The organism is Lactobacillus sp. HBUAS51381, assembly GCF_012641095.1.
Taxonomy (GTDB): domain Bacteria; phylum Bacillota; class Bacilli; order Lactobacillales; family Lactobacillaceae; genus Levilactobacillus.
On sequence record NZ_JAAVSC010000016.1, the window covers coordinates 38,051 to 60,379 of the forward strand.

General features: G+C 50.0%; 20 protein-coding genes. 9 read left to right on the forward strand and 11 right to left on the reverse strand.

Annotated elements, in window-relative coordinates; genetic code table 11:
- Positions 1 to 3: 3 nt before the first annotated feature.
- The 5 genes from HEQ50_RS07015 to HEQ50_RS07035 all read right to left on the reverse strand — a co-directional run bounded on the left by HEQ50_RS07015 (position 4) and on the right by HEQ50_RS07035 (position 3,973).
- Positions 4 to 606: a DUF5776 domain-containing protein gene (locus HEQ50_RS07015; protein WP_168899808.1), complete on the reverse strand. Its 603-nt coding sequence runs from the start codon at positions 604 to 606 to the stop codon at positions 4 to 6.
- Between the two features lie 532 nt (positions 607 to 1,138).
- Complete coding sequence (locus HEQ50_RS07020) at positions 1,139 to 1,621, reverse strand: hypothetical protein (protein WP_168899809.1); 483 nt, start codon at positions 1,619 to 1,621, stop codon at positions 1,139 to 1,141.
- A gap of 14 nt (positions 1,622 to 1,635) precedes the next feature.
- The gene (locus HEQ50_RS07025) at positions 1,636 to 2,043 is read right to left on the reverse strand and encodes a hypothetical protein (RefSeq protein WP_168899810.1); all 408 of its coding nucleotides are present in this window, start codon (positions 2,041 to 2,043) and stop codon (positions 1,636 to 1,638) included.
- A gap of 137 nt (positions 2,044 to 2,180) precedes the next feature.
- The gene (locus HEQ50_RS07030) at positions 2,181 to 3,194 is read right to left on the reverse strand and encodes a lipoate--protein ligase (protein ID WP_168899811.1); all 1,014 of its coding nucleotides are present in this window, start codon (positions 3,192 to 3,194) and stop codon (positions 2,181 to 2,183) included.
- Positions 3,195 to 3,511: 317 nt separating this feature from the next.
- On the reverse strand, positions 3,512 to 3,973 hold the full coding sequence (locus HEQ50_RS07035; RefSeq protein WP_168899812.1) for an Rrf2 family transcriptional regulator: 462 nt from the start codon (positions 3,971 to 3,973) through the stop codon (positions 3,512 to 3,514).
- 433 nt (positions 3,974 to 4,406) lie between these two features.
- On the opposite strand from HEQ50_RS07035, the gene HEQ50_RS07040 reads away from it, so the two are divergent.
- The 5 genes from HEQ50_RS07040 (at position 4,407) to HEQ50_RS07060 (ending at position 10,283) form a co-directional block, all read left to right on the forward strand.
- Complete coding sequence (locus HEQ50_RS07040) at positions 4,407 to 5,420, forward strand: ABC transporter ATP-binding protein (RefSeq protein WP_334427306.1); 1,014 nt, start codon at positions 4,407 to 4,409, stop codon at positions 5,418 to 5,420.
- Complete coding sequence (locus tag HEQ50_RS07045; RefSeq protein WP_168899813.1) at positions 5,417 to 6,391, forward strand: ATP-binding cassette domain-containing protein; 975 nt, start codon at positions 5,417 to 5,419, stop codon at positions 6,389 to 6,391. Before HEQ50_RS07040 ends, HEQ50_RS07045 begins: the two co-directional genes overlap by 4 nt.
- The gene (locus tag HEQ50_RS07050; protein WP_168899814.1) at positions 6,391 to 7,350 is read left to right on the forward strand and encodes an ABC transporter permease; all 960 of its coding nucleotides are present in this window, start codon (positions 6,391 to 6,393) and stop codon (positions 7,348 to 7,350) included. Before HEQ50_RS07045 ends, HEQ50_RS07050 begins: the two co-directional genes overlap by 1 nt.
- 15 nt (positions 7,351 to 7,365) lie before the next feature.
- A complete protein-coding gene (locus tag HEQ50_RS07055; RefSeq protein ID WP_168899815.1) occupies positions 7,366 to 8,316 on the forward strand; it encodes an ABC transporter permease in 951 nt (316 codons plus the stop codon).
- 140 nt (positions 8,317 to 8,456) lie between these two features.
- Positions 8,457 to 10,283 carry an oligopeptide ABC transporter substrate-binding protein gene (locus HEQ50_RS07060; protein ID WP_168899816.1) on the forward strand — a complete coding sequence of 609 codons (1,827 nt, stop codon included), beginning with the start codon at positions 8,457 to 8,459 and terminating at the stop codon, positions 10,281 to 10,283.
- Between the two features lie 21 nt (positions 10,284 to 10,304).
- On the opposite strand, the gene HEQ50_RS07065 is transcribed toward HEQ50_RS07060, so the two are convergent.
- Entirely contained in the window at positions 10,305 to 11,048 is a 744-nt protein-coding gene (locus tag HEQ50_RS07065; RefSeq protein WP_168899817.1) for a hypothetical protein, read from the reverse strand.
- Positions 11,049 to 11,564: 516 nt separating this feature from the next.
- On the opposite strand from HEQ50_RS07065, the gene HEQ50_RS07070 reads away from it, so the two are divergent.
- Positions 11,565 to 12,020, forward strand: a complete 456-nt coding sequence (locus HEQ50_RS07070) for a universal stress protein (protein WP_168899818.1) — start codon at positions 11,565 to 11,567, stop codon at positions 12,018 to 12,020.
- 93 nt (positions 12,021 to 12,113) lie between these two features.
- On the forward strand, positions 12,114 to 13,001 hold the full coding sequence (locus HEQ50_RS07075) for an RluA family pseudouridine synthase (RefSeq protein ID WP_168899819.1): 888 nt from the start codon (positions 12,114 to 12,116) through the stop codon (positions 12,999 to 13,001).
- A gap of 696 nt (positions 13,002 to 13,697) precedes the next feature.
- Here HEQ50_RS07075 and HEQ50_RS07080 read toward each other — a convergent pair.
- The 4 genes from HEQ50_RS07080 to HEQ50_RS07095 form a co-directional block, all read right to left on the reverse strand.
- Positions 13,698 to 15,023: a signal transduction protein gene (locus HEQ50_RS07080; protein ID WP_168899820.1), complete on the reverse strand. Its 1,326-nt coding sequence runs from the start codon at positions 15,021 to 15,023 to the stop codon at positions 13,698 to 13,700.
- Positions 15,024 to 15,027: 4 nt separating this feature from the next.
- Positions 15,028 to 16,356 carry a GHKL domain-containing protein gene (locus HEQ50_RS07085; protein ID WP_168899821.1) on the reverse strand — a complete coding sequence of 443 codons (1,329 nt, stop codon included), beginning with the start codon at positions 16,354 to 16,356 and terminating at the stop codon, positions 15,028 to 15,030.
- A 12-nt stretch (positions 16,357 to 16,368) separates the two neighbouring features.
- Positions 16,369 to 17,151 (reverse strand): response regulator transcription factor, encoded by a 783-nt coding sequence (locus tag HEQ50_RS07090; RefSeq protein ID WP_211089254.1) that lies wholly within the window; start codon positions 17,149 to 17,151, stop codon positions 16,369 to 16,371.
- Between the two features lie 555 nt (positions 17,152 to 17,706).
- Positions 17,707 to 18,126, reverse strand: coding sequence for a hypothetical protein (locus HEQ50_RS07095; protein WP_168899822.1), 420 nt, complete (start codon positions 18,124 to 18,126; stop codon positions 17,707 to 17,709).
- A gap of 72 nt (positions 18,127 to 18,198) precedes the next feature.
- On the opposite strand from HEQ50_RS07095, the gene greA reads away from it, so the two are divergent.
- Positions 18,199 to 18,678 (forward strand): transcription elongation factor GreA, encoded by a 480-nt coding sequence (gene greA, locus HEQ50_RS07100; protein WP_168899823.1) that lies wholly within the window; start codon positions 18,199 to 18,201, stop codon positions 18,676 to 18,678.
- A 797-nt stretch (positions 18,679 to 19,475) separates the two neighbouring features.
- Here greA and HEQ50_RS07105 read toward each other — a convergent pair.
- On the reverse strand, positions 19,476 to 20,081 hold the full coding sequence (locus HEQ50_RS07105) for a TetR/AcrR family transcriptional regulator (RefSeq protein WP_168899824.1): 606 nt from the start codon (positions 20,079 to 20,081) through the stop codon (positions 19,476 to 19,478).
- Positions 20,082 to 20,174: 93 nt separating this feature from the next.
- Here HEQ50_RS07105 and HEQ50_RS07110 point away from each other — a divergent pair, with 93 nt between their 5' ends.
- On the forward strand, positions 20,175 to 21,560 hold the full coding sequence (locus HEQ50_RS07110) for an MDR family MFS transporter (RefSeq protein ID WP_168899825.1): 1,386 nt from the start codon (positions 20,175 to 20,177) through the stop codon (positions 21,558 to 21,560).
- Positions 21,561 to 22,329 lie beyond the last annotated feature (769 nt).

Below are 22,329 nucleotides of genomic sequence, written 5' to 3' on the forward strand. Positions count from 1 at the left end.
CACTCAGAGACTACCGACCCGCTGCCAACCCGTCACTGTCATTCTCGTCCCCTGTTGATACCCCTTAACAACTTTGGTGAGATTAACGTCCTCGTACCGCCGAATGGACGTCTTTGACCGGACTTGTTTAATCGTCTGGTGCTGGGTCGGCGCGACGAACTGCTTGTTGCCTGTGATGTACGTGCCATTTGCCAGTTGGTATCGGGTCACTTCACCACGGTGGGTAACGCCCACAACCGCCACGGCATCCCCCCGATTGATATGATCAGCCAATCCCGTCAACCGGCTCGTCCGATAGCTATTGATACCATGGGCCGCCGTCACGTACAGCTGCCGATAATCGCCCGCCCAGTAGCGCTTAACGACATAGTTATCATTTGCGGTAACCGATGTCCTGATCCCATTGTATGGGGAAATCTTCCGATCAGGTTGCGCGGTCTTGCTTGCTGTGAAGACCGACCGCGTCCGTTGCGCTTGTGCAGTTACGCGGGCACCGCCATGGACCATCTCAGCGTGGTGCTGATGTCGGGACCGGCCATGATGCCCGGGGAGACCGATGCCCAGCATGAGTCCGAGGAGCACTAAACCACCATACAAAATCTTCATCATCGATCTCTCCTTAACTTTTCGTCTTCATTTATTAGTTTTTAGTATGTTGAAACTATAACATTTAGTTTATAAATTAATCTACCACACATTTATGTATATGGATAATTATTTGCCATTATCTTTTGCTTGTCAGCCATAACTAGTCCCGTGTAAATCGTTTTACTATTTAAACCATCGTTCGTTTTGTCAGGTTTGAGGAACCCCAATTGCCCTCTGCTTCAGATTTCGGCGATACCCAGAAACTAGGGAGGATTTTAACCTCACTGGTTCCCCAGAACGAAAAAAAACGCCCGCCTCATCCCTAAGGACGAAACAGACGTTTTTACCACAGCATTCGCCGAAACGAATGGATTTATCTCGGAATCCACATTCCCTCAAAATCAGACACGTCACAATACGGTGACCTATGTGCCCTGCTGACAAATTCACCTAGCCGCTTGCGCGGACGCCCCTTGCAAGCAAGGAACGCGTGATTTCTCGACTCATCGCATAGAAACTATATTACCACAGCGATGGCGACAACGCAAGGTTATTTCTTCTTGACGTCCGTCTCCTCTTTGTTGGAGGCAGCCGCCTGAAGCTTCTCAATCTGCAGGTTTAACCAATCGTGGAGGCTCTGATCGGCCGTCTGGGCCTGGTCCACGTACGTCGTGGCCGGCGCCAAGGCATCGATTCGCAGGCCAGAAACGTTGATGTCTGGGGTCTCAATAACCGCGTAAACGTTCAGTTCCTGCTCCTCGTTGGTTTCCATAATCTTGCCAATCGTCTTGGTATCCTGTAACGGCAAGTTAATGACGCTCATTTCCAAGCGCACGGAAACCGCCGTATCGGTCAGCTTTAATTCGGCCTGAGCCAGCTGATCCGCACCGATCTGTTGGCGCATGAACGCCGCTAACGGGGCCATGGCCCCATCCGGATCGGCAAAGAACTTGGCCTGGGTCGTCTCCGCCGTAAAATGTTCAAGTTTGTCATCTGCTACTGCATCCATAAATGCCTGTACTTCTCGCTTCATTTACCCACCTCGTTTTAACGTCCGAACCGTTTTCGATCTCGTCTATCACGTTCGTCCTTACGTAGCCGCAGGGCCAGCACTAACCAATAGGCATTGGCCACCATCACGGCAATACTCCCGATCGACATCAACAGCCGTACCATCAGGGTCGTGTGATCATAGCCCCACATGGTAATCAACACGCTGATGAGGGCCAGGGTATACATCGCAATGACCAAGCCCATTAGATAGAAGGATGGCCGCCAATCCAACGCCGCCAAGATAATCGTGATGGCGTACAGGGCAACTGCCAGGGCAGAAGACCGCCAGAATTCACTCATGGACGTGGATAAACCGACAAACGAGCGCGACATCAAAAAATTAATAACCAGGAAGCCAAACAGGGAAATGATGGCCCAGGCAATCACGTTACGATCTTTCATTTAAAATTAAACTCCTCAATAAATGCTAAGTAATTAAAAACGTGGCCGGCAATCGACCACGCTTTCGTCAATTTCATGTTCTATTCTAACGTATCTGACGGTTAAAATCAGCAAATCCGCCAATTCTTAGGCGAGATTTAATCGACTAACAGGTCCAACACGTCCTTGGTGTCAATGCCGTTGAAGTAGAGTTGGGTGTTCACGCTATTCAAGACAGCACCGACGTGTTCGCGATCATACCGCACGCCCTTCAATTTATCCGCCAATTCCGTGGCGTCACTAGGCCCAAAGAAATCACCGTAGAACTTGATGTTTTCAATCTTCCCACCATCGACTAACAGCCGTGCATCGATGGTTCCAGCCGTGAAGTGTTGCCGCTTCTTAACCGTGAATTCCGGTGAGTTTCCGTAAACCCAATCCCAGTTTGCGTAGTAGTCATTGAAGATTTGATCAATGGCCGCTTGTTCGCTATCGGCAATTTGAACTTCCTTGTCGGCAATTGCGTCGAGATTATCCACGTGGAACAGTTCCTTCAGCAGCGTGTCACGGAATTCTGGCACCGTTAAGTTTTGGTATTCCGGTGCTAAATAGGGCTTTAAATTCGTGACCCGGGAACGCACGGACTTGATCCCCTTAGACTTCATCTTGTCTTCTGGCACGTTCAACGCGTGGGCAATCACATCTTGATCGACGTCCAACATCAATGTCCCATGGGAGAAGGTCTTGCCACTGTGCGAGTACATCGCGTTACCAGAGAACTTCTTGCCGTCAACTAAGATATCGTTACGCCCAGAGACTTCCACGGACTTGGCGCCCATGGCATGTAAGGCATCGACGACGGGTTGAACGAACGACTTGAAATCGCCAAATTCTTCGCTATCGCTATCAACCACGAAGCTAAAGCAAAGATTACCGAGATCTTGATAAACAGCGCCACCACCCGATAACCGACGGGTGACCGTGATGTTGTTTTCTTCCACGTATTTCTGATTGATTTCTTCCAATGTATTTTGGTTCCGCCCAACGATGATGCACGGTCCTTCATAGTAGAACAAAACCAATGGTTCATCGAACTGCTTATTGTTCATTAAGTACTGTTCGGTTGCTAAGTTGTGACGAATATCGTGTGACTTCATGGCATACCAATACATAGCTCAAAAACCCCTTTCGAAATTAACCAACCGCCGGGTAACGACCCCGGCTAAGATAAATCATAGCACGCATTGGAACCGATTACAATTTAGCGCCAATATAATGGAAAAGTCCGTGCAAATTCTCAAACCAAGCGGCGGTTCATCGCCTTGAAACCAAATAAAAAGGTCCCCACACTTGGTAGGAACCCAGCCCCCGTCAGAGTTCACCCCTGGCGGTTCTGACTGTTATTAATGGTGGCCTTAGTCACCATTCGATTTTATACTCCAATTATAACGCCACTAACTAAAGTTTAGTAGCATTTAGCTCACCAATTTTACTCGTTAATTAGTCGACGGAAATAACCGTGGGCGTGTAGGTCTTCCTTAAGATCCGTCATTGTAAATTGGTGATAAAACTTACGGTAATCTTCATCCGCCAGCGTGAACAAATCCGTCAACGTTTGGGAGATGTTGGCCGAAATATCGGTCGTGTCCGTATTCTTCGTTCCCTTGGAGTCCCCCGTAATGAACCGCGCATAGCTAATGGTCGGCGGAATGGTCAAGTCATAGAGCTCTCCAACGTTGATCTCATCAAGGCTACGAATCAACTGGTAGCCTCCGTTCTTACCGACAGAGCCCTCAATATAACCCTGCTTGTGTAGCACGGACAAAATGTTGCGGATCATCACCGCGTTCAGTTGTAGTGACGTTGCCAACTCACGGCTTGCAATCTTTCGGGGGCGATTCTCGTCCAGATAAAGCAAGCTATGAACCGCAACGGAAAAGTCTAATCTCATCGTCTAGCCATCGCTTTCAAAAAGTCTGTAATCAATACTGGTATCATACCACATTCTTTCGGCCAACAGCGGGTCTTACCGGAATCCCTTAGTGTATTCTCATTCGAAATATACATGCATATTTTTTCAAATGGTTGTATACATTACCCCCATTAATTATTGGTTTAGCAAGCAAATTGACCAACTTAATACTTTCAAGTTAAATTTTTTATCATTTTATTCAATTTCTGCGAAGATTGATATAGCAAAGTTTGTGAGGATTTTATGAAGAATTTATGACCCTTCCTAAGAATATGGGGGTTGTAAATGAGAATTTGATTAACTATAATCAAAAACAATTATTGTTCGCAAGCAAATTGAATACGCCAAGACGTTTATTCATCAAGCTTCATCTACAAATGAGAGGTAGATTAGAACATTGGGAGGGATTTCCGTGGAAACCGCATCAAACTTTCTAAATATTAAAGACGTCAGCACGGCTTTCAAGATTGACGGCCACTACTACGACGCCATCTCCCACATTAACCTCCAGGTCCAACACGACGAAATTCTCGCCATCGTTGGTGAATCAGGCTGTGGTAAAAGTACCTTAGCCACTACCATCATGGGTCTCCATGATCCGGCAGAGACTAAAATTTCTGGTGAAGTCGATTTTGAAGGCACTAATCTCCTCAAACTTGACGAACAAGGGTATAACCAATTCCGAGGCGCCAAGATTGGGATGATCTTTCAGGATCCTTTGTCCGCCTTGAATCCTTTAAAACGAATTGAAGAACAAATCAGTGAGGTCATGGACTATCACACTGACCTTTCTACCGAAGATAAGCATAAACGTGTGATCGAATTACTCGATCAAGTTGGCATCGTCAATCCCCAACGAACCGCACGACAATTTCCCCATGAACTTTCCGGGGGGATGCGACAACGGGTCATCATCGCCATCGCGATTGCATGTAAGCCGGATCTCATCATCGCCGACGAACCCACGACGGCCTTGGATGTGACGATTCAAGCGCAGATCTTGGATGTCTTACGTGACATTCAAAAGGAAAACCACGCCGGCATCATCCTGATTACCCATGACTTGGGAGTTGTTGCCGAAACCGCCGATCGGGTGGCCGTGATGTACGCCGGGCAAATCGTCGAACAGGGTAGCGTCGAACAGGTCTTCAATACGCCTGAACATCCCTACACCCGGTCATTACTTCGTTCCATGCCGCAACGTGACAATGAAAACGACGACCTCTACGTCATCCAGGGCAACGTGCCTTCCTTACAGAAGATGCCAGCCACGGGCGATCGGTTTGCCCCCCGAATTCCGTGGGTGCCGGCTGAAGCCCACGAGGCCAATCCGACCATGCACGAGGTGGCGCCGGGCCACGAGGTTCGTTGCACCTGTTACAAGACTTTTCAATTTCCAGATGAGCAAGGGAGCGTGAAGGCATGAGCCTAATCGAAATTAAGGATTTAAAAGTTCATTATCCCATCCGTTCCGGCTTCTGGAACCGCGTTACCGACTCCGTGCGCGCCGTGGATGGCGTGAGCTTCAACATCGAAGCCGGTGAAACCTACGGCCTGGTTGGCGAGTCCGGATCTGGCAAGTCAACGACCGGGAAATCCGTGGTGGGCCTCGAGAAGGTCACCAGTGGCGCCATCATGTACAAAGGCCGTGACATCACCAAGGCCGAGAATCGCCGCAAGTTGGACTACAACCACGACGTTCAAATGATCTTTCAGGATTCCCTGTCCAGCCTAAATCCCCGGAAGCGAATCGAAGACATCATTGCCGAACCCCTTCGTAATTTCGAGCATTTAAGCAAGGACGATGAAAAATTACGGGTTTTGCAATTATTAGATATCGTCGGCTTGGATGCCGATGCGCTGTACAAGTACCCCCACCAATTCTCCGGTGGGCAACGCCAACGGATCGGGGTGGCGCGAGCAGTTGCCACGAACCCTAAACTCATCATTGCCGACGAACCTGTCTCCGCGCTGGACCTCTCCGTTCAGGCCCAAGTCCTGAACTTCATGAAGAAGATTCAACGCGAATTCGGAATTTCCTACCTCTTCATCTCCCATGACTTAGGGGTGGTACGGCACATGTGTAACAACATCGCCATCATGAACCGTGGTCGGTTGGTCGAGATTGGGACTAGAGATGACATTTACAATCATCCCCTACACATCTACACCAAGCGGCTGCTGGCCGCCATTCCTGAAACCAACGTCAACTCCCGTGAAGCGCACCGTGCCTCCCGGTTAGCCGTTGAGGAAGTCTACCGCGAGCAACAAAGTAAGTACTACGACGAACAAGGTGAAGCCTATCCACTGGTTCAGGTTACCCCCACCCACGCCGTTGCCTTACCGGAAAACGTTGCGCAACAGCTCGCTCGTCAGGAAGGAGAGGTGCAGGCCTAATGTGGAAAACAATTCTCCGGCGTTTCTTAATTATGATTCCCGAAGTCATTATTCTTAGTATTCTGGTCTTCCTTTTGGCCAAAGCGATGCCCGGCGATCCCTTCACCGGCTCCATCAACCCCAAGGCGGACCCCGCACAGATTCACCACTTAATGAAAATCAACGGTCTGTATGACCCCTGGTACCAGCAATACTGGAACTGGGTGGTCCACCTGTTCCACGGCAACTTAGGGAACAGTTACCAGTACCAAGAACCCGTTACTCGGCTGATTGGTGGACGGGCGGCTAACACACTCTGGCTCGCCCTCTTTACCATGATTCTGACCTACGTGTTCGCCCTACCCATGGGCGTCTACGCCGGCCGGCACGAAGGTAAGCTCCCCGATACGATTATCCGGGTCTACACCTACGTGACCTACTGCATCCCCTTCTTCGTTATCTTGGTTATCGGGATTTGGATCTTCGGTTACGTGCTGGGATGGTTCCCCACGACCGGGTCGATTTCCTCGGATGCGAATGGTTGGATACAAACCCTTGGCTCGCGGTTCTACCATATCCTGCTACCCGGTTTACTCGGCGCGTTGTTCGGGACCGTCAACATTGTCCAGTACCTGCGTTCCGAGGTCATTGATGCCAAGCATTCCGATTACGTGCGGACGGCACGGTCAAAAGGGGTCCCTAGCAAGGATATCTACCGGCACCACATCTTCCGGAATTCTCTGTTACCCATCGCCGCTTTTGCCGGCTACTCCATTACCGGCCTGCTAAACGGGTCCATCTTTACCGAAACAGTCTTCTCTTATCCCGGGATGGGGTTGCTCTTCGTGAACTCCATTAGCTATCGGGATTACACCGTCATCACCGCTTTGGTCCTGATTTACGGGATTTTAAACTTAATTGGTACCCTGTTATCCGATATTATTCTCAGCATTGTCGATCCACGAATTCGAATCCAGTAAAGGAGGCTAAACAGAATGGCAGAAAATTTCGAACAACACTCAGATATTTCCGCGGCTGATTTAGCCCGGCTGACACAGGAGGCGCAGGCCGAAGCCACGCCTTCCACGGCTAAGATTATCTGGAGTGAATTTAAGGCGGACAAGCCCGCTATGGCGGCACTCATCATCATTGTAGGATTCATCCTCTTCGTCATGATTGGGGCGCTGTTCATCAACACCCCGAAGATGATGGAGACCAACATCATGGGGTACTTCAACCAACCGTTTACCGCCGATTATTGGCTTGGCGCCGATTCCGCCGGACGCTCGGTGGCTAAACAATTGATTGTCGGCTCCCGGAACTCCATCGGGATTGCCATTGGCCTGACCGTGATTTCTTCAACCTTCGGGATTTGCTGGGGGTTAATCTCCGGCTACTTCAACGGCTACATCGACTGGGGCATGCAACGGGTCTACGACTTCATGATGATGTTGCCCATGACCATGATGATCATCGTGCTGGTCACCATCATCCCCCACTACAACTCCGTTACCTTGACGTTCATCTTCTCCATCTTCTACTGGGAAGGGACGTCCCGGCTGATTCGCTCACGAACCTTGGCCGAGTCGGAAAAGGACTACGTGGCCGCTTCTAAGGCTTCCGGAACCAGTCACTGGAAGATTATCTTTAGAGAAATCATGCCCAACATTTCTTCACTGATTATCGTTGACTGTACTCTGTCCTTCGCCGAAAACATCGGGGTTGAAACCGGGCTTTCCTACCTGGGCTTTGGGCTCCCCGCTCAGACACCATCGTTAGGGACGATGATCGCCAATGCCAATGACCCCAACAACATCACGCAATACTGGTGGACTTGGTTCCCAGCGGCATTAGAAATCATTATTTTATGTTTATCAATCAGCTACGTTGGCCAAGTTCTTCGCCGTGCCGCGGACTCATCGCAACGACAAGGATCCGTTAACTAAGCTGCGAACCTGTAACCCATTTGAGGAGATGGTGGCCACTCAAGTAGTCTCTGTTCAACCTAATGTCGTGACGCGTGATCCTGAGGAGAATCACCCGCCTGTCTCATAGAGGATTTTTAAAATCAAGGGGGAAACATAGTATGGATAAGAAAAAGCTCGCCTTGTCCGCCATGGCGGTTCTCGCAACCGTCAGTCTCGCGGCTTGTTCCAGCAAAAGTTCATCCAGTTCCAAGAGCGGTACTAGCGGCGCTTCCGTGCAGTTGAAGACCGCCTACAACAACACGAAGTCTACGGATAAGACCGCCACGAAGAACAGTACATTAAAGCTTGCCGAACCAAACGACTCGCCATTCCAAGGGATCTCTGACCCCGTCTTATCGACCAACTCTGAAGATGCCGATGTCTTCTCACCAGGTGGTGACCAAGCCAACAACACCAACGGCTTGTTCCACACTGATAAGAACTTCAAGATCATCAAGGGTGGCTTAGCCAACCAGACGATTAACCGGAAGGCCAAGACCGTCACGATTACGTTACGGAAGAATGCCAAGTGGTCCAACGGTGATCCCGTTACCGCTAAGGATATTGAATATCCATATGAAGTGATCGCCAACAAAAAGACGACTTCACAACAATATTCCGCCGACTTTAACAACATTAAAGGGATGGCGGCCTACCACACGGGTAGTGCCAAGACTATCTCCGGAATCACCTTCCCCGATGGTCAAAAAGGCCGGACTGCCGTTATTCATTTATCGAAAGTTACGCCAGCCATGCAATACCTGGGGAACTCCTTCATCTGGGGAACTGTTGAACCTTACGAGTACATCAAGAACGTCCCAATTGCAAAGTTAGCTTCCTCCACGCAAGTTCGGAAGAACCCGATCTTCACGGGTCCTTACAAGCTGGATAAGGTGGTCGAAGGTGAATCTACCACTTGGTCACCAAACAAGTACTACTATGGCAAGACGCCTCAGATCAAGCACATCACAATCAACGTGGTTTCTTCCAACAACATCGACAAGGCTATCCAGTCTAACAAGTATGACTTCACGATGCCTTATGGTGTTCTACATGGGACCGACTACAAGCAATTGAAGAGTGTTAAGAACTACAAGATCACGGGTCAACCAGCGCTGTCTTACGACTACTTTGGCTTTAACGTGGGTCACTACGATACCAAGACCCAAAAGAACGTCATGGACAAGAACAGCAAGATGGCCAACAAGAGCTTACGTCAAGCTATGATGTACGCCCTGAACCTCGATGCCATCAGCAAGAAGTTCGGGAACGGAATCACTTGGCGGGCCAACACCCTGATCCCACCAATCTTCCAGAAGTACTGGGATTCTTCAGCCAAGGGCTACCCACTGAACATCAAGAAGGCCAACAAGTTGCTGACCGACGCTGGTTACAAGAAGCGTGACGGCAGCAAGTGGCGTTCCGATCCTAATGGCAAGAAGTTAACCATCTACTTTGGTACCATGACAGGGACCTCTGCTCAAGCCGCCGAATACCAAGACTACCTGCAACAATGGCACAAGGTTGGTTTGAACGTGAAGTTTGCCACGGGTAAGACGATGGAAATGAACAGCTTCTACTCCACGTTGCAAGCACCTAAGCAAAACAAGATCGACGTCTACGCGGCTGCCTGGGGCTTATCATCCGAACCTACCCCTACGCAACTCTACGGTGAAGACGCTGCTTACAACATGGGTCACTTCGTTTCTAAGAAGAATACCCAATTGATGAACAACATGAACAACAGCAAAGCTTGGAACGAAAACTATCGGATCAAGGCCTTCAAGCAATGGCAAGAATACATGAATGATCAAGCGGCCGTTGCCCCTGGTTCATTCAGTTACAACTGGGCACCCGTTAACAAGCGGGTTAAGGGCTTCAACATGAGTCCTGCCAACAGTAACTTCTGGTCTGGATTATCCTTAACCTCTTCAAGTTTGAAGTAGGCTAGCGCTAATTTCGGCTAACTAAACCGTCACATCCTTTGAGATGCGGCGGTTTTTTTGTTGCACACCCGCCACGGCCAGCTTCTTTAGAAATTCGCGCTGGCCAACCCGATTCACATAACTGACGATTAACCCAAAGACGCCACCGGGGAGCAGAACGACCACCACTGGTGCAATCGCCATGACCGTTGCCGTCACGGGGCTAGGATGACTGTGCATCCGAGTCGACAGGCCTGCAATCAGCGGCAGCAAAGGAATCAGACTCACCGGACACCCTTGCGCGACCCATGGATGCGTCCGACTCAACCATAATTGACTTACGCCGACCGCCACCAGCCAAAAGCACAGGCCCCCACCGGCCTCAAGAATGGCCCCGGTCATCGAGGTCGCTAGTGGTGCGACCATTATCGCGTATTCTCGCGGCAATGGGGCCAACACATTCAGCACCATTAAGAGGGCCAGGCCATATACCATATTCAGTAGACTCACGCCCACCACTTGCGTCCATGCCTGCCAGACGCACGCCTCAAGGCTTGCCCATCGTCGAATAAGGGGTAAAAGGAAGATCCCCGGCAAGAGGAGCAGTCCCAACCCAATTGGTGGTAAATTCGTCATTTGGAAATCCCCCGTCACATAACGATGGAACTTCAGCAGCACTGCGGGTCCCTGTAACCAGAGTCCCCCAACGCCTAAGGCTAGACTCAACCACAATAACCCCACCTGTTGCAGCGCTAGTAGTCTTAGCCGTCTTGTCAGATCATTCATCATACGTCCCCCACTCGTCTTGATTTCTATACGCGTCACTATACGCGAAATGCCCGCTCTTGCCAAGGCCAGTTTTGCCGTCATGCCGGCGTTTATAAGCATTTTTATGGTTAGCTCAGCCATGACTGGTCGGGCTAAACATGCCCCTATTTCACAGCCGAAAATTTCGCGTGATATTTATTTTATTATCAGTCGATCCACCCCGTAATCCGTCCCATCTCCGATCCTATTTCGTCACTGGTCGTCAACACGCGATTCACCTCTACGGGTTGACTGTCTACCCATCCTCGTTCCGAGTGAAACGCGTCCTTTAACGCGACTAGCCGCCTGATACGGCCCACTCACGTTTTTCACGCGGGTGCCCGTAGATTTTTTTGTTATCCGCCAGCCCCGTAAAATACGGGTTTTTCACGTCCTTTCACTATAAGACGGGCAATTAAGTGCTTACACAATCGCCAATAAATGATATAGTATAGGTAAAGTACCAACATGTCTCGTGAAGGGGTGGCATTCTATATGTTACAACAATACAAGAACATTCTGGTTCCCGTTGACGGATCTAAGGCAACCCAACCAGTTTTAGAAAAAGCAATTGAAGTCGCAAAACGTAACCAAACACATCTTGATATCTTAAACGTCCTGGAAGTTAACCAATTCAGCGATACTTACGGTGGTGCTGTGAGTGGCGATGTTATTTACAAGCTCTCACAAGATGTTCAAGACCGGCTGGAAAGCCTGAAGCAACAAGCGATCAATGCCGGTGTTCCCGATGTCAGCATTCACGTGCGGTTTGGGAATCCTAAGCCCGTTATTGCGCGGGAATTCCCTGCGGACCACGGTTCAGAATTAATCGTGATTGGCTCGACCGGTCTGACGGCTGTTGAACGGTTAATGGTTGGTTCCGTGACCAACTACGTCAGCCGTTCTGCAATCTGCGACGTGTTGATTGTTAAACCAGAATTATCCAAATAAGTTAATGCTTAAGATGGCCTGCCGCGTTTGCGGTGGGTCATTTTGTCTGAAAGGCCCCATAACCTCCGCTTAACTATTAGAAAGGAACCCCCTATGCATTGGTCTTACACCCTTCCGCTTCCCATCTCGCAGGCCCCACAACCGCTCCGTCAATTGCTCATCGCGTGGCGGATTCCCAAACACCTCATTCACGATTTACGTCACAACCGACGCGTCCTTGTCAATGGTCATTACCGCTCCATGAACCAACCCGTCTACGGCGGCGAGATTGTTCAGCTCACCTTTTTGCCCAGTGACTTTGTCGAGCCCTTTCCCGATGTCGCCCCAGATAGCGCCGCCACCGTCGCCGTTCTCTATGAGACGCCCGACCTACTGGTGATTAACAAGACCCGGGGGAGTAAAACCCACCCCAATCAACCGGACGAACGGGGAACAACGCTGAACCACGTGGCCGCCTACCTGGGAGAAACACAACCGGGCCCCTACATTCTCAGTCGGTTAGATCAGGAAACCACCGGCGCCTTAATCATGGCTAAGACGCCCGCCGTGGTTCCAATCATGGTCCGCAACATTGCCGATAAACGCGTTCAACGAACATACCTAGCGTGGGTTCACGGGGAACTACACGGACAGGGTACCTTCACCGAACCAATCGGTCGCGATCCCCACGACCGGCGCAAACGCCAAGTCAACGGCGCTCAGGCCCAAGCCGCCATCACCCATTATGATGTCCTTGACCAGCAACCCCAGGCCACGTTAGTGAAGTTATGGTTGGAAACCGGCCGGACCCATCAACTACGCGTACATCTCGCCGCCGCGGGACACCCACTGATTGGTGACCCGTTATACGGTCCCCCCAGTCAAAACCGTTTACGGCTCCACTGCTGGCGTTTGGCCTTCCCCCAGCTCTTTACCCTCGACGCGCCACTGACGACCATAACGGCCCCCGTACCGGCAGATTTTGCCCAATTCACCGTCTGAGTATCTCGTAACGACATCCAAAATCTTAATCGTCAGATTTTGCACGATAAGGACGATTGCGGTTGTTAATCATTGTTTTTCGGTATACTGGATTCAGTTGAAATGGCTAGGGGGGATTTGATGCGCTGGCAACAAAAACTGGCCCTAATCATTCTCGCGGGGATGTTAGCCATCTTATTGGTTTGGGGAGTACTCAACTTAAACTAGTTTGATAAAGTGAAACGTAGCGTAACACCGGGTGCGGCCGGGTTACGCTACGTTTTTTTGATGTCCTAAAGGTTGAACGCCCAACGTCGAAACACAAAAAAACCGGAGTAACCAGCTCCGGTTCCCACTAGCATCATTGAGTATACCCAACATTCTCGAGTTTGTAGTCAGGAAAACGCTGTTTACTCAGCTTAGCCATAATCTCAATATGTCGTATTGAGCAATCCAACTGAATCGATCGGGAAATCCATTCAGCCGATATGTAAAGGTAACTCTAATGTTTACGATAAGAGCTACTTTCACAAAGTCGAGAACCCGTCAAACTGCCGAATTATTCGGGCTTCTCTGAAAGATTGATTGGTATTACACACCTCAGTATATCAGATGGCAGTAGAATTGCAAGCGCTTTCTGCAGCTCGCTTATCCTTATGATTACTTTTAAGTTAATTGTTTCATCAAACAAACTTTGTGAAATTTCCAATGCTTGAACTATCCCTTCGGTAGGGCCACAATGAGCTGACCCCAGTGCAGCTTAATCTGTAGGGTACTGGTCGCCGAATGGGGCAGTGACCGCTGTAATTTCGAGAAATTCAACTCACCGTGTTCCGCAATGACCCGATGTTTCCCGTCCACTTTGGCATCCGGTGGCACCGGGAAGGTCAGCGACAGGCGCAACAGCCGCGACGTTTCCGTGAGTTCCAATGTAATCATCGGGGGTTGAATGTGGCTAATCCCGGGCAAAATCGGCGGTAACGCCTGGTCCACTAGGGTGCCCATCTCCTTAAGGACGGCGACCGTTGCCGTCAACGGGGCCGGCACCTTTACGAAGAGTTGGACCCCCTGTTCACGCGCCAACAGGTAGTTGTGATAAAGCCCATAGCGTAGACCCGAACTGGGGATCGTTGACAGGTCATCAATCGTCAATTCTGCGGCATTACTGGTCGTCCACCCCGACCGAATATCAATATAGAGTTGCCGAAACCCGTCATAGTCTTGGTCTTCCAGATAGCCGCCTAGCCCCAACAACATATTTTGATAGTCGTGGCTAAACTTACGCACCGTTGCCAGCTGCCGGTTCAGCTCCGTCGTATACTGTTCGCGAAACGCCTGTTGCTGGACTTGCAGCTGGAGATGTTCTTCTTGTAAGTGGGTCTGAATCAGCATATAGGTGCTCAGTGTCAGTCCGACCACCAACGTGCCGGAGATTCCCGCCAAAAAGATCAGGTAATGATCCGAATCAGCCAGGCTCTGCAGGGAATACTCGAAGAGAATGTACACCAACCCCAAGACCGTCATGAAGATCAAGAATAGGTACTCCGTGGACCGCCCCAGCATGGCCTGAATCAGATTTTCCATTGGCGCTCGCGTGAGTAAGATACCCATTGCAATCAGGGTAAATAGCACGGTATCAATGGTGAGCTCCGTCAACGTCCCCCAAACACTAGACGCAAAGCTAACGCTCGTTAATCGAATCGTACCAGCAATCACCGACATATCCACAAATTCGGTCAGCAAGTAGGCCAAGATTGAAACATCGATAAAGGCTGGGAGGTATTGCCAGTTATTTTGAAAGGCCAGCATGCCCACCTCAAAGCCCAGTAACGCAATGATGGGAAACATGCCCAGTAACGTACTCTTCGCCGTAAAGGGATTCAATAAGTCGAGGGCCATGAATCCCAGACCCACCAACGCACAAAACAGTAAAAAGTTCTTTTTCACCCGCAAATGGGGAAACCAATAGTATTGAAAATAAACGAACCAAAACACCAGTGAAAAGTCCGCCATCGCAAAGCTGACCGCATCTACCGTAATCATTTACTCACCTCCCCAGCTTGGTTAAGATTACCGTGAAATACAATCGATCACGTTTAATTGCAATCTGTAACGCCGCATTCTCCGTGCGATCAATAATATCATGGACCGTGCTCAACCCCAGTCCATGATGACCGCCTTTGGTCGTGTAGTCGGCCCGCATGAATTGATTGATTTTAGGCGGATTGGTGGCCGAGACCGGATTGGCAACGGCGAGTTCCACCGCTTCGGGATAGTCAAAGATTGCACAGTAAATCGTTGGGTTGTCCCCCACCGCGGGCGCTTCAATCGCATTATCCAGGAGAATGCCCATGATCCGGAGCAACTGCATACTATCCATCGGGATCGTCTTGACCGGATCCGGAATCTCCAAGCGAATTTCACGGTTATGGTTCTGCGCCGCCAGTAACTTCTGAAACAACAGGCTCTTGAGGGGGGGATCTCCCAGCTGTTCAAGCCCGGCCGCTTCCAGCCCGACCAAGTGATGCGTGGCCGACCACCGTGAGCTTAACGTTCGATAGTAGGCAGCCAGTCCATCGTAGTCTTCGGCGTCGAGGTAGTCTCCCAACCGCAACATCTGTTGTTGGTAGTTGTGCGTGAATTGCCGGATGGCCTGCACTTGATTGGACATGCGCCGATCGTAACGATTCTTGAGGAGACTTTTTTGGTAGTCGGCATGCACCCGTTGGCGGTGAAAGAAGCTTCGAAGAAAGGCAAAGAGGCTGACCGCAATCAGCAAGATCATCACCAGCTCAATGCTCAGGGCAAACGTCAACATCGCATGGGTAATCTGTAAATGGTGAATAATTAGCGAAGAGATCTCCGCCAATAAGACCAAGCTCCACAATAGGGCCATGACCGTCCACTGTTCCTTACGGCTGAAGTCGAGGGCATCCAGATTTCCGGGTTGCAGGCGCATCCCCGAAACACCGATTGATACCAGTATGTAAATCAAGAGTTGAAAAACCAGCCGGGCGGCAACCCCCGAAACGCTATTGGTAAAGCCGACGCCCCATAGCTCAACGAAGACCTGCCGGCACACGTCGTTGATTAACACCACGACCAAATAAATCACAATCGTCGCGTTCACGAAAATTAATGTTGACTTCCGCCGGTGATGGATCAAGTAAACCAATGCACTGATTGGCGGGATCAACAAGCTCCAGGATTGCCCAATAAAGGCCGGGATTAATCCCCAGCCCACCCACTTTAGCGGAAGCTTCCAGTTTTGCGGACGAATGACCCCAATCCACAGTGTGATGAACCATTGCATCGTCACCGCCAACACCAGATTGACCCAAAATTGACGGTCAAAGATTTGAAATAAGTCCACCATCTCTACACCCTCTTAGGACTTCAAATGTTTTTGAACCAGCGTCTTAACCTCGTGGAACCGCCGTGTGGCCACATCCGTTTCATCCCCATTGGGAAAAACCAGTCGCCGTGTAGCCGCATTGATGCCGCTAACGTTGTCCAAGTTCACTAAGAAACTTTTATCTGTTCGGTAAAGTTCCGGGTACTGATCCGCGATGTCTTTCAAGAATCCCGGAAACTCCACCAACTGATTGGCCGCGTGAACGGTAACCTTGTGGGGCGTCATGGACGTTGCCACGAAATAAACGTCCCCCATGGGCAGGCTAAACGTCCGCCCACCGATATTGTAGCTAAATAAATTCTCCGTATTTCCTAGATAATTGGTATACCGTTGATAGCCATAATCCACGTTTTCACGAAGCTTCTGATCAATCTGTGCGCGTCCCAGATCCTTGACGACAAAGTCCATGGGCTCAACCTTCCGCTCAAACGTCAGCAAGGCCATCTCGGAGTGCGTGGTCACAAAGACAATTTCAGCAAAACCCAGTTGCTTCCGCAGCGCGATCGCCGTCTCCAATCCCGTCGTCTCCTCGGCCGGAAATTCAATATCGAGGAAAAATAACGCGTATTCCGGCGGATTGTCGGCCAAGTCCTGCAGTAAGGCCTGTGGGCTCGCCGTTGCCAAGCGCACCTGCATATCATAATCATTAATCATGATATACCGCTTCACCACATCCGTATAATGGCTGAGTTGTTCTTGATTGTCCTCACAAAGATATACGGCTAACACGCTATCACATTCCCTTTCATTTCCCATAGTCACGACCCCGTTGTGCCGTGCGTGGTCAAATTAACAAATAACACAATCTAATTATACGATAACCCTATTACCCATTAATGTACCTTGATTTCTGTGCAGTTGCAATCGTTTCCTCCCGAAAAAAAGAGACCATCCCCTCAGATAGTCCCTTCTTTTATTGGATTATTTAATTACCGGAGCTGGCTATATTAGCACTCCCCCAAGTTCTAATAAAGTCGTGAAAGCCTTAGGTACTGCGAATAACCCGATTCAGTCACTTACTCTTCAGTCCATCACTGAAAATTCTGTTACGATTCTCGCCTAAGTTTCCGACTAATCTTCTACTCTGCCAATCGTCCTTCTGATTAGATAATCTCAGGGTGCGAATCCAATTAAGGCCTCCCCCGAATTGTGCGCTTAATCACGCATACTTTAATTGGTTGATTCGCAACATCAGTCCATTCGAACTGACCCCTTCCAACTGTCATAACTTTACCATGGTTTTGGCTTATCAACCGTTAAATCGCAAAAACGTCAATATTTGCACGTTAAAGCAGTAAATAATAGCACAACTTAATTGTGTCGTAGTGAATAAGTGACATATCCACCCAACAGTAACGGCCCCAAGAACGCGAATACCACGTCCAGTAAAACCCGCCAATACCACTTTAAGGGTGCCTTGGGAGCCGCTTCCAATCGCGGCTCTCGTTGGGGTCGATTCATCCGCTCATAAACCGAAGAGGTCGCATCAGCCGCCCGCCGTTTCTTCCGCCGTCGAATCGTCGGGGCTTGGACGTCGCGTTTATCCTCCAAGATCACCCATTTGGCGAATGGAAAGCACAACCAACTAATGAGAAAATACCAGTCGGCACCCGTTATGCCGGGCATCAGCCGCCACTGTGCATAGTTTAAATGCCCCAGTAGCGCGATTACGAGAATAAAGCCTAGACCGATTCCGGCCTGGTGGAGCCAATAGGATACGGATAACTTCATGGGGAGAACTCCTTTTCTTTTTAGAAAAACTTGGTAAAATTGGGGTAATTCTACGTGAGTGAGGTGCATAACATGGCACGAGATTTCAATCCCATCACCGCCGCAGGTTATCATGACCTGCAGGCAAAGATCGCGGCCCTGGAAGCCGATCGCCCCAGCAAAATTGCCAGCCTGGCTGAGGCACGAGCCCACGGAGACCTTTCGGAAAATGCGGAATACTCCGCGGCCAAACGAGATCTCCGGCATCTTGAAAGTCAACTTCGGTTCTTCAACAAGCAGCTTCAATATGCGAAGGTGGTCGCGCCCAGCAAGGACGATCAGGTTGAACTGGGCAAATGGGTAACCGTCAAGTTCATGGACGATGACGATCAAGTCAGTTACCAACTGGTCGGCACCCAGGAGGCCGACCTCGACGCCGGCAAGATTACCCGGGTGTCGCCATTAGGAAAGGCACTCTTGGGCCACCGCCCCGGTGAAACGGTCACGATTAAGGCACCGAAGTCCAGTTATCAGGTGAAACTTGTCGCGGTCAGCCTGGAACGTCCCGTTTAATATTAGGAATATTATACCACGCTAAAAATACCGGTTAGACGCGTTCATGGCGATTCTAACCGGTATTTTTATGCCACGACTAAAGGTTGAAAGATAGAAAACAGCTAGGACTCCTGGTGTGACAAGGATAACAACCATGATAATATGATAGTCGCGTGCTGGCCGCCTTACCGTTCGCCAAATTTGGTCTGGAACGCTGTGGGAAGGACCGGGAAAAGCCAAAGTACTGTCTTTTCCCTCGCTTTGAGCCGTTAGACCGCGTCTCAAAGACGCCATTTACCAAGAAAAATCGCTTGGTAAATCCCACGGCTGAGACCAAATTTGACTCACTCACGGCTACATGAAATGTATCCAATTAAACTGGTAGAACGTTGCCATTCCAGCGATGTTACCGCACGTTTAGTAGTTTTCAACCATCGTAACCGGAGGCAGCCAGAGATGCAGGTAGCCGTGACAGCGGTGTTAGCTGTGCAACAGCTTACAGCGCGGGACGTGTTTGGAGACTGATGATTTTTGTCAGGCTTCAAACCGAGCCGAAGGACCGCTTCTCAGGCCGCAGGCGGTCCCCACAGCGCCGGAATCTCTGGCAGCCGCAGGTGGTCGTTGACGACTAATTTAATGGCGATAATCCTTATCAGCTGGGGACTGGAGCATGTTCGTGACCTTTCAACCTTTATGCCACGACTAATCCGCAAAAACATTGCCTGCCCGGTGACTTTACAACACATTCAAGGCTTTATCTACCAAATCTGGCTATCTTTAAAATCCGACCCAATTACCGCGATTTTCTGGTCGCATCATTCCTGCGATGGTGCGACGCCAAAAACCGGCAACAGAATCTGATCAACTATTTCGTGACGGGCAGCTAAGGGAAGGGCTTGCTGGGTAATCACCTCGTTGATGAGCAAAATGCCCGGCAACATCACCAATCGGTCCGGCCACTGTGCGTGCGTAATCTCACCGCGTGCTGCAGCGTGATCTAACAACGGCTGCACAATCGTCTGGAGGCCGCTATTGGGTTCATGCTGATTTGCCTGCATGAGTAGCGTACCTAGATCCAGGCTCTGTAACCGATCCGCCAATAGTCCCCGAAACGTCTCGCTCTGAAGTTTGTCCAAAAAAGCGGCCATCTGCGCCATTAGCGCAAGAAAATCCGTCCGCAATGTTCCGGTATCCGGAACCACGTAACCACTAAACCCACCAAACTTTGCAAATGCCGCAATCACCAGATGGGCTTTATCTGGCCAGCGTCGGTACAGCACGGTTTTGGTCGTCTCAGCCGCGGCAGCAATCCCTTCGATAGTTAACGCCTGGTAGCCTCTTTCCTGTAGCTGCGTCCAGGCCGCCGCTAAAATTGCATTGGTTAACGCTGACCCCCGTCGGCGTGTTTTTTTTTCTGTCATTTTGATTGTTCTCCCTTGTATTCTGCCCACCTCGGGTGTAGTATGCCTAATTATAAGATACGGCCGTATCTAATTTAAAAGTCAGGTGATTCGATGTCTGCTCAAAAATCGCAACAAAATATTATTCAAATTGCGCTCTTCCTTGTCATTGGTGCCATCGCGCCACTACTCGACACCACGATGACCAATGTCGCGCTTGACACTATTATGAGGTCACTGAACGTTTCCGTCAACGCCGTCCAATGGGTGACCACCAGTTATGTGCTGGCCCTCGGAATTACGGTGCCCGTCACTGGCTGGGCCACCAATTGGTTTGATGGCAAACACCTCTATCTGGGAGCACTGCTCGTCTTTTTGCTGGGATCCTTACTCTCTGGCTGGGCCACCACGCTTCCCATGCTTATCGCTGGCCGTATCGTTCAAGGCGCCGCAGCGGGAATGATTGTCCCGCTAATTACCACGTTGGTGGTTCAAGTAACGGGGAGCACTGGTCTCGGTAAACTGATGGCCGTAGTTGGGATGCCTGCCGTCCTAATCCCTATTCTGGGGCCAACGGTCGGTGGTTACCTCATTCAGGTTCTAAACTGGCACTGGATATTTTTCATCAACATCCCACTAGTCCTGCTTGCGCTCATGCTCTTAGGCTGGAAGTTACCCGCCTTTCCTGCCCCCAAGCATGGCAAACACCTCGATATTCCCAGCTTGGTTCTCTTAGCCGACCTCTTTACATTTGCCATCATTGGCATCACCCGCTTCAGCACGGGCAATCAACTGACCTCACTAACCGTCTTAACCCCGCTCCTAGTTGCGCTAGCCTGCTTAATCTTTTACGTGCTCTACGCCAGTTGGCAGCCCGACAAAGCCCTCGTGAGTTTGACGTTATTTCGTTCCCCAACCTTCGATGCATCCCTCATTATCCTGATGCTTTCCGGTATCGCCGTTAACGGCGCCATGTTTCTACTTCCCCTCTACCTACAAAACACCCGCGGACTGAGTGTGGTCTGGTCCGGGACGTATCTCATCGCCCAAGGCGTGGGACTCTTGGTCTCGCGTAGCCAGATTGGTCGCCTCACGGATAGTATCGGTGCGCGGTGGGTCGTTCTTGTCTCGATAGGCATCGCCGTGGCCGGTACCCTACCATTCGTCTACTTCTCGGCAAACACGAGCCTTTGGTGGGTGCTCTTGGCCCTCTTCATCCGCGGCATCGGTCAGGGCGGTCTGACCATTCCCGTCATGGCCGACAGTTACACGGGACTACCTCAGTCACGCATTGCTGAAGCCACCACGGCAACGCGAATGCTTCAAAACATCGGTGGCGCTATGGGCACGGCCGTCCTCGCCACCATCATCCAACACGCGCTTCCCCACGTTGGCATGAATGCCGCCTACCAAACAGCCTTTCTGTGGTCCATTGGCTTCATCCTACTAACGGCAATTCCAGCCTGGTTCTTGAGTCACCCGGTAACAGTGAAGGCTTGAGCTTTACGGTTTAATATACCGCTGTTTATCAAGCGGCAACACCCTGTCCATACTTGTTTTACCCGGCGTGCGCGATGAACACGATCTGCATGTCTGAGTTCGATCTCAGGCATGCTTTTGTGGTGGCCGACTTAAATCCGATTTTTTCTTCCAAGCAGTTCAGGTTAAAAATATTTTCGTCTGCATCTAGTAACAAGTGGTATGGCTAATTGAACCGTTAGAAGGCTGCTATTTATTTTACCGATAAGTCTAAAGTTCATCTGGTAACTGCGCTATATTTTTTATGATTAGACAGCTATTGACCGCACGTCAATTTTCGCTTCAATCGACCATAAATTGAGATATTGGTCTATTACCACAATCACCCGAATTAAAGTGAAAATTAAAATCGTCCTTGACATCTCATCTAATTTTAATTATTGTAGAACACATCAACAAATCTAAAACAAAACTTTTTGAAAGCGAGGGATGACCATGATGATGATTAAACAAACAACCACAATGGATACATCCCTGGCTATTCAAAACGCAGCCTTATTATTAACGAAGAAGGACCCGGTCACTTGACCTTGAGCTAACCCTCAAAATTCAAGTGCTGAGCCCTTCTTTCCCGTGTGGTAATGAGGGCTCGGTATCCGTGTAAGACCTCATTCACCATGTGGATGAGGTCTTTTGTTGTGCGCCCGGCATGGGCGCTAACTAGGCGGTGAAAATCCGCTGTGGGCCGTAGTAGTCGGAACCACGAGCCGAAGGCAAAGGTGTCCATCGC